The organism is Rhodobacter sp. (assembly GCA_020637515.1).
Classification (GTDB): domain Bacteria; phylum Pseudomonadota; class Alphaproteobacteria; order Rhodobacterales; family Rhodobacteraceae; genus Pararhodobacter.
In genome coordinates this window covers 64,743-77,775 of record JACKKG010000002.1, presented here as the reverse complement: position 1 = coordinate 77,775, position 13,033 = coordinate 64,743, and the positions used below count along the sequence as shown (strand labels likewise).

The following is a 13,033-nucleotide window of genomic DNA, read 5'->3' as shown; positions in this document are numbered from 1 at the left end:
AGAGGGGGGCGCAACATTGTTGCGCCCCCGATTGTGCATTCGCAGCAAGAATTTTCGCGCGCAGGGCGATCTCAGCGTTCCAGGCACATGGCGACGCCCATGCCGCCGCCGATGCACAGGGTCGCCAGGCCCTTTTTCGCGTTGCGGCGCTTCATCTCGAACAGCAGCGTGTTGAGGATGCGCGCGCCCGAGGCACCGATCGGGTGGCCGATGGCGATGGCGCCGCCGTTGACGTTCACCCGGGCGGGATCCCAGCCCATCTCCTGGTTCACGGCGCAGGCCTGCGCGGCGAAGGCTTCGTTCGCCTCGACCAGGTCCAGATCGGTCGCGGCCCAGCCGGCCTTGGTCAGTGCCTTGCGCGAGGCATGAATCGGGCCGACACCCATGATCGACGGGTCCAGACCCGCCGTCGCATACGAGGCGATGCGGGCCAGGATCGGCAGGCCGCGACGCTGGGCTTCGGCCTCGCTCATGAGCAGGACCGCGGCCGCGCCGTCGTTGATGCCCGAGGCATTGGCCGCCGTCACCGAGCCGTCCTTGGTGAAGGCGGGCTTGAGCTTCTGCATCGCGTCGATTGTGGCGCCATGACGGACGTATTCGTCGGAATCGACGGTGATGTCGCCCTTGCGGGTCTTCAGCACGAAGGGCGTGATCTCCTCTGCGAACCGGCCGGCTTTCTGGGCGGCCTCGGCCTTGTTCTGGCTGGCGACGGCGAACACGTCCTGCATCTCGCGGCTGATCTGCCACTGCTGGGCGACGTTCTCGGCGGTCTGGCCCATGTGATAGCCGTTGAACGCGTCCCAAAGCCCGTCCTTGATCATCGAATCGATGAACTTGACGTCGCCCATCTTGTAGCCCGCGCGCAGATGCGCGACGTGGGGCGACAGCGACATGTTTTCCTGCCCGCCGGCGACGACGATGGCCGCGTCACCCAGTTGCACGTGCTGCGCCCCCAGCGCGACCGCGCGCAGGCCCGAGCCGCAGACCTGGTTGATGCCCCAGGCCGAGGCCTCGACCGGCAGGCCGGCGCGGATCGCGGCCTGGCGGGCGGGGTTCTGGCCCTGACCGCCGGTCAGCACCTGCCCGAGGATGGTTTCCGACACCTCGGCCTTGTCGATCCCGGCGCGCGCAACCACCGCCTCGATCACCGCGGCGCCCAGCTCGTGGGCCGGGGTGTTGGCAAAGCTGCCATTGAACGAGCCCACGGCGGTGCGTGCGGCGGAAACGATCACGACATTGGTCATAGGGGATCCTCTCGCATAGGGCGCGACCGATGCGGCGCGCGGATGCCCGAAGGTTTACGCAGCCCCCCGAGTCGAATCAATGCCGCAGTGCGGAAAACGCGGGCAACGCGCCCGAATTCGCGCCGTTAGCGGAACCGGACCGGAATTCAGGCCAGTTTCGCCAGCTTCGAGGTGAGCCAGGGGGCCTCGGTCGAGGGGATGCCATAGAAATACCCCTGAAGGCAGTCGAATCCGATGTCGATCAGGTAGCGCGCGTCCTCGGCGGTTTCGACCGATTCGGCGACGGTGAACATGTCGAAATGGCGCGCGATGGAGACCAGCGCCTGGGCCAGCACCTGGTTGTCCGGGTCGCCTGCCACGCCGCGGATGAACTGGCCGTCGATCTTGATGATGTCGAAATAGAAATCCTTGAGATACCGGAACGCCGTATAGCCCGCGCCGAAATCGTCCAGCGCAAAGCAGATGCCGCGCGCCTGCATGTCGGCCATGAAAACCGTTACCAGATCGGGCATGACCATAGCCGAACTCTCGGTGATTTCCAGAATCAGCCGCTCGGCGATCGTCGGGTCCGACCTGAGCCCGCGTTCCAGCGCCGCCAGCCAGGACGGGTAGCCGATCGAGCGCGCGGACATGTTCACACTGAGCCGGATCGAGGGTTCGCGCGCCAGCGCGGCCAGCCCCATCTCGAGCGCCAGGCAATCGATGCGCCGGCCCAGTTCGCTGGTTTCCACCGCGCCCATGAAATCGCGCGCGGGGATCACCCGCCCGCGGTCGTCGAGGATGCGGATGAACGCCTCGTAGAACGCGGCGCGGTTGGTCATGCGCGCCTGCACCACCGGCTGATAGGCCAGCAGGGCGCGCCGTTCGTCCAGGGCACGGCGCACCATGTCGATGGTTTCGTTCTGTCGCATCCTGTCCGCGACGGACAGGGGGCTTTCGAGCCCGTCCTCGGGCATGGGGTCTGGGGTCGGCATCGCTGGCACCTTTGTTCCGTCTGCCGCCAGAATGCCCGCCAGCCGTTAACAGGCGGTGAACCGCTGCCCGCCGATTGCGCCGAACCCGCCCTGCGCGTATACCGGCGCCGCGACAATCGGGGGATTTGCGATGAGCGACGGCGCGAACAGCATGTGGGGCGGGCGGTTTGCCGGCGGGGTCGATGCCATCATGGAGGCGATCAATGCCTCGATCGGGTTCGACCGGCGTCTCTTTGCCCAGGACATCGCCGGATCGCGCGCCCACGCCGCCATGCTGGCCGCCCAGGGCATCGTGACCCCGGCCGACCAGCAGGCCATCGACGCGGGCCTGGCGCAGGTCAAGGCCGAGATCGAGGCCGGCAGCTTCCCGTTCCGCACGGCGCTGGAAGACATTCACATGAACGTCGAGTCCCGTCTGAAGGAGATCATCGGCGAACCGGCGGGGCGGCTGCACACCGCGCGCTCGCGCAACGACCAGGTGGCGGTCGATTTCCGCCTTTGGGTGCGCGACCAGGCCGACGCCGCGATCGACGGAATCGACGCGCTGATGCGCGCCTTTCTGGCCCAGGCCGAGGCCGGCGCCGACTGGGTGATGCCGGGCTTTACCCATCTTCAGACCGCGCAACCCGTGACCTGGGGCCACCACATGCTGGCCTATGTCGAGATGCTGGCCCGCGACAAGAGCCGCTTTCACGATGCCCGCCGCCGGATGAACGAATGCCCGCTGGGGGCCGCGGCGCTGGCCGGGACCTCGTTCCCGATCGACCGCTTCGCCACGGCCGCGGCGCTGGGTTTCGACCGACCGACGGCAAACAGCCTGGACAGCGTGTCGGACCGCGATTTCGCGCTGGAATTCCTGTCGGCCGCGTCGATTTGCGCGATGCATCTGAGCCGCTTCGCCGAAGAGCTGGTGATCTGGTCGTCGGCGCAGTTCCGCTTTGTGCGGCTGTCGGATGCCTTTACCACCGGCTCGTCGATCATGCCGCAAAAGAAGAACCCCGACGCGGCCGAGCTGCTGCGCGCGAAGCTGGGGCGCATCCTGGGCGCGACGGTGGCGCTGTTCACGGTGATGAAGGGGCTGGCGCTGACCTATTCCAAGGACATGCAGGAAGACAAGGAGCAGGTCTTCGATGCCGCCGACAGCCTGATGCTGGGGCTGGCCGCGATGACCGGCATGGTCAAGGACATGACGGCCAACCGCGCCGCACTGACCGCCGCCGCCGCCAGCGGTTTCTCGACCGCGACGGACCTGGCCGACTGGCTGGTGCGCGCGCTGAACCTGCCGTTCCGCGATGCGCATCACGTCACCGGCACGCTGGTCGCGCTGGCCGAGGGCAAGGGCTGTGATCTGCCGGACCTGAGCCTGGACGCGATGCAATCGGTCCACCCCGGCATCACCGCCGAGGTCTATTCCGTTCTGGGGGTGGACAACTCGGTGCGCTCTCGTGTCTCGTATGGCGGGACGGCGCCCGATCAGGTGCGGGCGCAGATCGCACGATGGAAGGAGGTCCTGGGATGAGACGGACACTCTGGGCGGCGCTGGCGGGGCTGGTGTTGCTGTCGGCCTGCGGTGCGGGCGAGCCGCCCACCGCAGCGGGCGGCATGGACCTGAGCGGTTTCTGGCGGGGTCAGTGATGCGGCTGGTCTGGCTGGCGCTGGCGCTCTGGGGGGCGATCCACCCGATGCGCTGGTTCCTGGCGTGGTTCGCCGAGAACGGCGTGTCGCTGTCGGGGCTGGTCGCGGCCTGGCATGTCAACGCGGCGACCTCGGGGCTGGTGTGGGACCTGACCATCGCGGCGGCGACACTGACGGTCTGGGTGGTCGTCGAAAGCCGGCGCACCGGCAACTGGCGCGGCCTGCTGGCGATCCCGGCCACGTTTCTCATCGGCGTCAGCTGCGGGCTGCCGCTTTACCTGTTCTTGCGGCGCGTGGATGTCTGACCAATCCGCAAGATCGCGAAACTGACATCAACGCTGCATCGGCCGGGGGCCTGACTTGGACCATTTTCTCTATCGAAACGGGCACCTCCATGCCGAAGACGTCGCGGTGTCAGACATTGCCGCCGCCGTGGGCACGCCGTTTTACTGCTATTCGCAGGCGACCCTGACGCGCCATTTCCAGCTGTTCCAGGAGGCGCTGGACCCGCTGCCCTCGCTGGTCTGCTTCGCGGTCAAATCGAACGCCAACGTGGCCGTGCTGAAGGTTCTGGGCGACCTGGGGGCGGGGATGGACGTGGTGTCGATCGGCGAATACCTGCGGGCCCGGGCTGCCGGGGTTCCGGGCGAGCGGATCGTGTTCTCGGGGGTCGGCAAGACCCCGGCGGAAATGCGGCAGGCGCTGGAGGGCGGCATCCGCCAGTTCAATGTCGAAAGCGAGCCCGAGCTCGAGGCGCTCTCGGCCGTTGCCAGCGCGCTGGGGCTTGAGGCGCCGATCACGCTGCGGGTCAATCCCGACGTGGACGCCGGCACCCACGAAAAGATCGCGACCGGGCGCAAGGAAGACAAGTTCGGCGTGCCGATCAGCCGCGCGCGCGCGATCTACGCCCGGGCCGCCGGCCTGCCGGGGATCCGGGTGGTCGGGATCGACATGCATATCGGAAGCCAGTTGACCGACCTCGCCCCGTTCGAGGCCGCCTATCGCAAGATGGCGGACCTGACGCGCGCGCTCAGGGCCGACGGCCACACCATCGACCGGCTGGACCTGGGCGGCGGTCTGGGCATTCCCTATACCCGTGGCAACGAGGCGCCGCCCCTGCCGACCGATTACGGCGCGATGGTCAAGCGCGTGCTGGGCGACCTGGGCTGCGAGATCGAGATCGAGCCCGGGCGCCTGATCTCGGGGAACGCCGGGATCCTGGTGGCGCAGGTCATCTACCGCAAGAAGGCCGAGGACCGCGAGTTCCTGATCCTGGACGCGGCGATGAATGACCTGGTGCGCCCGGCCATGTATGGCGCCCACCACGACATCCTGCCGGTGCTCGAATCGCCGCCGGGCGCGCCGCTGGTGCCGGTCGATATCGTCGGGCCGGTCTGCGAATCCGGTGACACCTTTGCCAGGCAGCGCGCGATGCCGCTGGTGCAGGCGGGCGAACTGGTCGCCTTCCGCTCGGCGGGGGCCTATGGGGCGGTCATGGCGTCCGAATACAACGCCCGCCCCCTGGTGCCCGAGGTGCTGGTCTCGGGCGATCATTTCGCCGTTATCCGGCCCCGCCCCAGCTATGAGGCGATGATCGCCCGCGATACGATACCGGCCTGGCTGTAAGCCCGGCCCGCCTGCGAGAGGTCTTCATGGCGCCAACCGATCCGCTCGTTCCCGCTGCTCGCGCGATTGCCCTCACGCGCGCGGCGATGGTGGTCGAACGGGTGCTGCGGGCGCTGTGGCTGGCCGGGTCGCTGGCGTTGATCGCCGGGACAGCCTGGGCCTTTGACCTGCACACCCGCATGCCGGGCGATCTGGCGATCTGGGCCGCCGGGGCGCTGGTCGTGGCGATCGCGGTGGCGCTGGCGCTGGGCCTGTGGCGGTTCCGCTGGCCGAACCGGGCCGAGGCCGTCACGCGGCTGGACCGGACGTTGCCGGGGCGCCCTCTGGCCGCGCTGGCCGACCGGCAGGCGATCAACGCGGGCGATCCGGCCTCGGCCGCGCTGTGGGCCGCCCACCGCCAGAGGATGCAGCAGGCCGCCGCGCGCGCCCGTCCGGTGCGCCCCCGGCCCGACCTGGTGCATCGCGATCCCTACGGCCTCAGGCTGATGGCGCTGACGGCGGGGCTGATGGCGCTGCTCTTTGCCGCGCCGGGCGGGCAGGGGCCGCTGGCCGGACTGCCGGGCAGCGCGGGCGCCGTGGTCGGCCCGAGCTGGGAGGGCTGGATCGTGCCCCCCGCCTATACCGGCCGGCCGGGCCTGTATCTGAACGAGATCGACCGCGACGCGTTCGAGGTGCCGCAGGGCAGCCGCGTGGTGCTGCGCTTCTATGGTCGCGTCGGCGCGTTGACGCTGGACCAGTCGCTCGATGCGGGCGTGACGGCCGACGAAACCGGGCAGGCGCTGGAATTCGACGCGCGCCATTCGGGGCGGCTGGCCATCGACGGCCCCGGCGGACGGACGTGGGAGGTGACGGTCGCGCCCGATTCCGTGCCGGCGATCCAGCCCTCGGGGCCCGTCACCCGGGCGCGCGGCGGGGTGATGGAGCAGGGCTTCACCGCCTCGGACGATTTCGGCGTGACCGCCGGTCAGGCGGACATAACGCTGGACCTGGCCGCCGTGGACCGCCGTTTCGGCCTGTCGCGCGACCCCGAGCCGCGCGCGCCGCTGCACCTGGCCCTGCCGTTGCCGATGACGGGCGCCCGCACGCAGGTCAGCGACACCCTGCGCGAGGACCTCTCGCTGCACCCCTGGGCCAATCTGCCAGTGCGCATCGCGCTCAGCGCGACCGATGCCGCCGGGCAGACGGGCACCAGCGCCGCGCAATCGGTGATCCTGCCGGGCCGGCGCTTTTTCGAGCCGGCGGCCAAGGCCCTGGCCGAGATCCGCCGCGATCTGCTGTGGACCACAGCCAACGCCCGCGACGCGGCGCAACTGCTGCGCGGGATGCTGCACCGGCCCGAGGGGGCGTTCCGCTTCGACGGGGCGCCGGTGCTGATCCGGGGGGCCGTGGACTTCCTCGAAACGCGGCTGGATGCCGGGACCTTCACCCCCGAGGCGCGCGACGACCTGGCGCAACAGCTCTGGGACCTGGCGCTGCTGATCGACGAGGGGGAACTGGCCAATGCCCGTGAACGCCTGCAACGCGCCCGCGATCGGCTGGACGAGGCGATGCGCAATGGCGCCGACCCCAGCGAAATCGCAGGGTTGATGGACGAATTGCGCGAAGCGACCGACGATTACATGCGGATGCTGGCCGAACAGGCCCCGCCCGAGGATCAGAGCGGCGACCAGCGCGACCAGGGCGATCCGCAGGGCCAGACGATCACGCAAAGCCAGATCCAGCAGATGATGGACGCGATCCAGCAGATGATGGAAGAGGGCCGCATGGACGAGGCCGCGCAGGCCATGGCCGAACTGAACGCGCTGCTCGACAATCTTCAGATGCAACGCGGCCAGGGCGGTGAGCCGATGCCGGGCGATCAGGCGATGCAGGGGTTGGGCGACACGCTGGGCGACCAGCAGGGTCTGGCCGACGAGACCTTCCAGCAATTGCAGGACCAGTTCGGTCCCGAGGGGCAGGACCCCGGGCAACAGGGTGAGCCGGGCAAGGGCGACTCGCAGGCGATGCAGGATCTGGCCGACCGCCAGCGCCAGCTGCGCGAGGATCTGCACCAGCAGCAACTGGGCGAATTGCCCGGCGAAGGGACCGAGGAAGGCAACGCCGGTCTCGATGCGCTGGAGCAGGCCGACCGCGCCATGGACGAGGCCGCGCAGGCGCTCGAGCAGGGGGACCTGCGCGGCGCGCTGGAACGCCAGGCGCAGGCGCTGGACGCGCTGCGCGAGGGGCTGCGGTCGTTCCGAGATGCCCAGCTTGCGGACCGGCGGGAACGGCAGGGCGTGGACGGGCAGACGCAGCAGCAGGCGCAGGGGCAGGGCGCGGGGCGCGACCCCTTGGGCCGCGACCTGGGCAGCAGCCCGCAGGGCGGCGAGTTCGGATCGGTCCTGCCCGGCACCGACCCCCGCGAACGCGCGCGCGAGTTGATGGACGAGATCCGCCGCCGGCAAGCCGAGCGCGAACGCCCCGAGGACGAGCGCGACTACCTGAACCGGCTGATCGAGCAGTTCTGAAACCGCACCCGCGTTCAGGCGGTGGAGCGGCGCGGCACCAGGTCGGGTTCGGGGGCAAGCACGCTGTCGGCCGCACCGCTGTCGAGCTGCGTCAGCAGCAGTCCGACCGCCAGATCCGCCAGCGTGTCCAGGTGCAGGTCCAGCGCCGTCAGCGGCGGATCGGCCAGCCGCGCGCGCAGCCCGTTGTAACGGGTCGCCAGCCGCAGGTCCTGCGGCACCCGGCGGCGCAGCGCGGCGGCGGCCCGCGTCGCGCCGGTGGCAAAGGCATCGACCGGCACGAACAGCGCATCCAGATCGGGCTCATGCTGCAACAGGCGCACGATGGCGGCCTCGGCAAGGTCCTCGCCCCCGGCCTCGTCCAGTTGGATCTGCACGGCGCGCAGCCCGCGCGCCTGGCAGAACGCGGCGTGCACGGCCTCGCTTTCCAGATACGACCAGCGCCGCTGCGCGCCGGTCACCAGCCCGATCCGTCGCGCGCCCTGTGCCGCCAGATGGTCCAGCACCCGCTGCGCCCCCACGGCCGAGCGCAGATCGACGCAGGGCAGGTCGGGTTGCCCGGGCGCCCGGCCGATCGCCACCACCGGCACCCCGTCGGTCAGGAATTGCGCCAGCAACGGGTCGCCATCGCGCGGTTCGACCAGGATCGCGCCATCGGGCACCACGGCGTCGAACCGGGCGCCCTCGGCCAGGGGGGGCACCAGGCACAGCGCCATGTTGCGGGTCAGCGAGGCGACGGCGGCGCTGGCCGCGATCTCCATCAGGAAACCCAGCCGCGACGGTCCGGCGGCAACCGCAAAGGGCATCGACGACGCCAGCGCGATGATCCCCGTGCGGCCGGTCCTGAGGTGCTGCGCGGCGCGGTTCGGGCGATAGCCGATCTCCTCGGCTATGGCGAAAATGCGTTTGCGCGTTTCGGGATCGACGTGGCGCCGTTCGCTGTAGGCATGGGACACGGTGGTCTTGGACACACCGGCCACCCGTGCCAGGTCGCTGATCGTGGGTTTGCGCATCGCGGCGGTTTCCGTCCTTTTGGGGGTCCGGTCTAGCAAAACGGTTTGCAAGAGGCAATTTCCATGCTATCGATCCGAGTCATGCAAACCGATTTGCGCAAATCGGTTTGCGATCCAGATCCCCGGGTCGACACACCGCCGACCGGGTCCCCAACCCACCAAGCCCCGCCAAGAGGGCCCTCAACATGGAGAGACGATCATGACACCGACCGAAACGCGCGATCCGACGGACGAGGTTCCGCCCCCGCGCAACCTCATCCTGTTCGGCCTGCAACATGTGCTGGTCATGGCGGCGTCGCCGATCACGGCCGTGTTCCTGGTCGCCGGGGCGCTGCATTTCGACGACGCGCTGACCGCCGCCCTCATCAGCGCGACCTTTCTGGTCTGCGGATTGGGCACTTTGCTGCAAAGCTTCGGCCCGGCGGGCTTTGGCGCGCGGCTGCCCTTCATCATGGTGCCCGGCGGCGCGCCCATCGCGATCTTCGTCGCCATCGCCACGACGGTCGATGTGCAGACCGCTGTCGGCGCGGTCATCATGACGGCGGTGTTCTACTTTCTGGCGCTGCCCGTGTTCCGCCGCCTGCTGGTGTTCTTTCCGCCGATCGTCGTGGGCACGATGCTGCTGCTGGTGTCGGTCAATCTGGTGCGGATCTATGGCGGCACCATCACCGGCCGTCCGGGAACCGACGGCTTCGCCAACCCCACCAACATCGGCCTGGCGCTGGCAACGATTGCGCTGACGGTGGTGTTTGCCCGGTTCCTCAAGGGCATGTGGCAACGCCTGGCGGTGATGCTGGGGCTGGTTGCGGGCACGCTGATCGCCTTTGTGCTGGGCGCGGCGCATCTGCCGACGCTGTTCGACGGGCCGTTGGTCGCGGTGCCGCAACTGCTGCCCTTCGGGATGCCGCGCTTCGACCTGCTTGCGGCGCTGCCGCTCATCATCTTCTCGGTGATCTCGATGGCCGAGGCGACGGGCCAGACCCTGGCAACGGTCGAGATCGTCGGCCGCAAGGGGGATGCCCAGGCGATCGTGCCGGCGACGATCCGGGGGGATGCGGTGGCGTCGCTGGTCGGCGGGCTGTTCGGAACGTCGCTCATCATCACCTCGGGCGAGAATATCGGCATCGTCCGCGCCACCGGGGTCAAGTCGCGCTTCGTTACCGCCGCGGCGGGGGGCATCCTGGTGCTGATCGCGCTGTTCGCGCCGATCTCGCGGCTGGCCTCGGCGCTGCCCGGTCCGGTGGTGGGCGGCACGGCGGTGATCGTCTTCGCGATCATCGGGGTGATTGGCATCGACCTGTTGCGCCGCGTGGACCTGCGCGCCCATGGCCACATGATCACGCTGGCCTCGGCGCTGGCGATGGGTCTGCTGCCGATCCTGGTGCCGGGTGTCTACAGCGAATTCCCGCGCTGGGCCCAGATGATCCTGGGCAACGGCCTGGCGATGGGCACCATCACCGCGGCGGTGGTCAACGCGCTGTTCATGAACGCGGTCGAACCCGACGTCGGGGACGACATCGTCGCCGCCGAACTGGAGGCGAACCAATGACCGATCTGCGCGCGACACTGGCCGGCGGGGGCGATCTGCTGCTGCTGCCCGGGCGGGTTCTGATCGACGGTCGCGTGCAGACCGGGCAGGGCGTGCTGGTGCGTGCCGGCCGCTTTGCCGGGATCGACGATGCCGGGGCGCTTTGCGCCCGGCATCCCCGGCTCGATCCGGTGCCACTGCCGGACCATCTGCTGATGCCGGGGTTCATCGACACCCACACGCATCTGACGCAGTCGCTGGGCAAGTCGCTGGTGTTCGGCGAACCGAGCGAGATCTTCCGCCGCATCTGGGTCCCGCTCGAGGCCAGCCTGACCCCGCGGCTGGTCTATCTGTCGGCCAAGCTGGCGGCGCTGGAATGCCTGCGCGGCGGGTTCACGACGGCGGTCGATGCGGGCACCCGCAGCGCGGGCTGTATCGACGCGCTGGTCGCCGCCGCGCACGAAACGGGCCTGCGCACCGTTCTGGGGCTGATCTGCAACGATCTGGGGGGCGCGGCGGACATCCCGTCCTCCGAGGCCATCCTTGACCGGGCCGAGGCGCATTTGTCCGCCTTCGAAGGCGACGCGCTGATCCACCCCTCGCTGGCGATCTCGATCCCCGAGGCCGCCAGCGACGCCATGCTGATCCGTGTGTCGCGCATGGCGGCCGAGGCACGGGCGATCTTCCAGACCCATGTGAACGAACACCTGGTGGCGGTCGAACGCTCGCTGGTGGCGCGCGGGCAGCGCCCGCTCGAGCACCTGGCGGCGATCCGCGCGCTGGGCCCGCATGTGCTGATCGCGCATTCGACGCTGGTCACGCCACACGAATTGACGCTGCTCAGGCAGACCGGCACGGCGGTGGCCTACAACCCCGTCGCCAGCCTGTGGAAGGGCAACGCCATTGCCCCGGCCCTGCAAATGGCCGAATTGGGCATCCGCCTTGGCCTGGGCACCGACGGCACCCGCGCCGATGCCTTCCGGCTGATGGACGCGGCCGAGGGGATGCAGCGCGCGGGGTTCGGGCTGGCCTCGGGGGACAGTTCCTGCGGCGGCGGGTGGCTGTGGCTCGATGCCGCGACGACCCGTGCGGCGGATGCCGCCGGGCTCAGGCGCACGGCCGGCGCCGTGGCCGAGGGGCTGGCGGCTGATTTCCTGCTGGTCGATCTGAACCGGCCCGAGTTCACGCCCTCGCACGATCTGCCCTGGGAACTGGTGCGCTATGGCAACCGGGACCAGATCGACGCGGTGTTCACGCAGGGCCAACTCAGGCTGTGGAAGGGCTGGCCCGTCGATTGGGACGCCCGCGCGCTGATGGACGAGGTCCGCGCCCTGACCGCCGAGGCGATCGCCGGCGCCGGCATCCGGCGCGTGCACCCCACCGCCACCGAGCACCGCGACCGGAGCCGGGCATGAGCCTGGTTCTGATCCTGGGGCTGTCGGTCGTGGCCTTTGGCGCGGCCTTTCTGCAAGGGGCGATCGGAATCGGCTTTGCGTTGATCCTGGCCCCCGTTCTGGGGCTGGTGGCGCCCTGGATGCTGCCGGTCACGCTGTTGGTGCTGATGCTGCCTCTGAATGGGCTGGTCGCCTGGCGCGAGCGCGCCTCGGTCGATTGGCGCGGCGCGGGCTGGATCACGCTGGGCCGCTTTGCCGGCACCTTTGCCGGGATCTGGCTGCTGGCGGTGCTCAGCGTGGGGCAACTGGACCTGGCGGTCGGCTGGTTCACCGTCGCGGCCGCGCTGGCCGCGCTGATCGCGCCGCGCTTCGATCCCGGGCGCCCGGCGGCGCTGGCGGTCGGGCTGGTGACGGGGATCACCGAAACCTCGACCGGCATCGGCGGCCCGCCGCTGGCGCTGCTCTATCAACACGCCGCCGCCCCGGTGCTGCGCGCCACGGTCGCGGTGTGCTTTCTGGCCGGCGAGGTGATCTCGCTGGTCATGCTGGTGCTGGCGGGGCAGGGCACGCGCGCGCAATGGCTGGGGGCGTTGGCGCTGATCCCGGCGGTCCTGGCGGGCACCGCGCTTTCGCGCCTGACGCATCGGCGGATCGGCGGCCAGGGGCTGCGCGTGGCGGTGCTGGTCTTTGCGCTGGTCAGCGGCGGTCTGCTGATCCTGCGTTAGCCCATCGAAAAGCTGAGCCCGCAGCCGCAACTGGATGCGGCATTCGGGTTCTCGATGACGAACCGCGCGCCGATCAGCTCGTCGGTGAAGTCGATCACCGCGTTCGACAGAAAGGGCAGCGAAACCGGGTCGATGACCACCCGCTGACCCTTGCCGCTGAGCACCAGGTCCTCGCCCTCGGCGTGGTCCAGCGTGATTTCATACTGGAACCCCGAACACCCGCCCCCCGAGACCGCGACGCGCAGCACCTGCGCCTGTCCGGCGCTTTCGGCGATCTCGGCGAGGCGGTCAAAGGCGCGGTCGGTGACTTTCGGCGGCAAGTTCATGATGGATCGTCGTTTTCCTGAGGCGTGACTCCAGATATAAGAAGGCCAAAGGCGCGCGACAAGC

The 13,033-nt window shown here is 69.6% G+C and carries 11 protein-coding genes; 7 read left to right on the top strand and 4 right to left on the bottom strand.

Features of this window, described 5'->3' with window-relative positions; genetic code table 11:
- Window positions 1-71 precede the first annotated feature (71 nt).
- Window positions 72-1,244 (bottom strand): acetyl-CoA C-acetyltransferase, encoded by a 1,173-nt coding sequence (locus H6900_16445; GenBank protein MCC0074869.1) that lies wholly within the window; start codon window positions 1,242-1,244, stop codon window positions 72-74.
- A gap of 146 nt (window positions 1,245-1,390) precedes the next feature.
- Window positions 1,391-2,200, bottom strand: a complete 810-nt coding sequence (locus H6900_16440) for an EAL domain-containing protein (GenBank protein ID MCC0074868.1) — start codon at window positions 2,198-2,200, stop codon at window positions 1,391-1,393.
- A 148-nt stretch (window positions 2,201-2,348) separates the two neighbouring features.
- Between H6900_16440 and argH the strand changes: the two genes are divergently transcribed.
- From argH to H6900_16420, 4 genes are all read left to right on the top strand, one after another.
- Window positions 2,349-3,737, top strand: coding sequence for an argininosuccinate lyase (argH, locus tag H6900_16435; protein ID MCC0074867.1), 1,389 nt, complete (start codon window positions 2,349-2,351; stop codon window positions 3,735-3,737).
- A 115-nt stretch (window positions 3,738-3,852) separates the two neighbouring features.
- On the top strand, window positions 3,853-4,158 hold the full coding sequence (locus H6900_16430) for a DUF2834 domain-containing protein (GenBank protein MCC0074866.1): 306 nt from the start codon (window positions 3,853-3,855) through the stop codon (window positions 4,156-4,158).
- A gap of 55 nt (window positions 4,159-4,213) precedes the next feature.
- Entirely contained in the window at window positions 4,214-5,479 is a 1,266-nt protein-coding gene (gene lysA / locus H6900_16425) for a diaminopimelate decarboxylase (GenBank protein ID MCC0074865.1), read from the top strand.
- Between the two features lie 26 nt (window positions 5,480-5,505).
- Window positions 5,506-7,986: a DUF4175 domain-containing protein gene (locus H6900_16420; protein MCC0074864.1), complete on the top strand. Its 2,481-nt coding sequence runs from the start codon at window positions 5,506-5,508 to the stop codon at window positions 7,984-7,986.
- Window positions 7,987-8,000: 14 nt separating this feature from the next.
- Here H6900_16420 and H6900_16415 read toward each other — a convergent pair whose 3' ends face one another.
- Window positions 8,001-8,996 (bottom strand): LacI family DNA-binding transcriptional regulator, encoded by a 996-nt coding sequence (locus tag H6900_16415; protein MCC0074863.1) that lies wholly within the window; start codon window positions 8,994-8,996, stop codon window positions 8,001-8,003.
- A 199-nt stretch (window positions 8,997-9,195) separates the two neighbouring features.
- Between H6900_16415 and H6900_16410 the strand changes: the two genes are divergently transcribed.
- The 3 genes from H6900_16410 to H6900_16400 are packed head-to-tail and all read left to right on the top strand — an operon-like array spanning window position 9,196 to window position 12,643.
- Complete coding sequence (locus H6900_16410; GenBank protein MCC0074862.1) at window positions 9,196-10,545, top strand: uracil-xanthine permease; 1,350 nt, start codon at window positions 9,196-9,198, stop codon at window positions 10,543-10,545.
- The gene (locus H6900_16405) at window positions 10,542-11,939 is read left to right on the top strand and encodes an amidohydrolase family protein (protein ID MCC0074861.1); all 1,398 of its coding nucleotides are present in this window, start codon (window positions 10,542-10,544) and stop codon (window positions 11,937-11,939) included. The genes H6900_16410 and H6900_16405 overlap by 4 nt, the downstream gene beginning before the upstream one ends.
- Window positions 11,936-12,643 (top strand): sulfite exporter TauE/SafE family protein, encoded by a 708-nt coding sequence (locus H6900_16400; protein ID MCC0074860.1) that lies wholly within the window; start codon window positions 11,936-11,938, stop codon window positions 12,641-12,643. Before H6900_16405 ends, H6900_16400 begins: the two co-directional genes overlap by 4 nt.
- Here H6900_16400 and H6900_16395 read toward each other — a convergent pair.
- Window positions 12,640-12,969, bottom strand: coding sequence for an iron-sulfur cluster assembly accessory protein (locus H6900_16395; protein MCC0074859.1), 330 nt, complete (start codon window positions 12,967-12,969; stop codon window positions 12,640-12,642). The genes H6900_16400 and H6900_16395 overlap by 4 nt on opposite strands.
- Between the last annotated feature and the right edge of the window lie 64 nt (window positions 12,970-13,033).

Excerpts from the sequence above, each read along its gene's own strand:
- H6900_16445 (MCC0074869.1), bottom strand. The coding sequence starts at position 1,244 with ATGACCAATGTCGTGATCGTTTCCGCCGCACGCACCGCCGTGGGCTCG.
- H6900_16440 (MCC0074868.1), bottom strand. The coding sequence starts at position 2,200 with ATGCCCGAGGACGGGCTCGAAAGCCCCCTGTCCGTCGCGGACAGGATG.
- argH (MCC0074867.1), top strand. The coding sequence starts at position 2,349 with ATGAGCGACGGCGCGAACAGCATGTGGGGCGGGCGGTTTGCCGGCGGG.
- H6900_16430 (MCC0074866.1), top strand. The coding sequence starts at position 3,853 with ATGCGGCTGGTCTGGCTGGCGCTGGCGCTCTGGGGGGCGATCCACCCG.
- H6900_16420 (MCC0074864.1), top strand. The coding sequence starts at position 5,506 with ATGGCGCCAACCGATCCGCTCGTTCCCGCTGCTCGCGCGATTGCCCTC.
- H6900_16415 (MCC0074863.1), bottom strand. The coding sequence starts at position 8,996 with ATGCGCAAACCCACGATCAGCGACCTGGCACGGGTGGCCGGTGTGTCC.
- H6900_16410 (MCC0074862.1), top strand. The coding sequence starts at position 9,196 with ATGACACCGACCGAAACGCGCGATCCGACGGACGAGGTTCCGCCCCCG.
- H6900_16405 (MCC0074861.1), top strand. The coding sequence starts at position 10,542 with ATGACCGATCTGCGCGCGACACTGGCCGGCGGGGGCGATCTGCTGCTG.
- H6900_16400 (MCC0074860.1), top strand. The coding sequence starts at position 11,936 with ATGAGCCTGGTTCTGATCCTGGGGCTGTCGGTCGTGGCCTTTGGCGCG.
- H6900_16395 (MCC0074859.1), bottom strand. The coding sequence starts at position 12,969 with ATGAACTTGCCGCCGAAAGTCACCGACCGCGCCTTTGACCGCCTCGCC.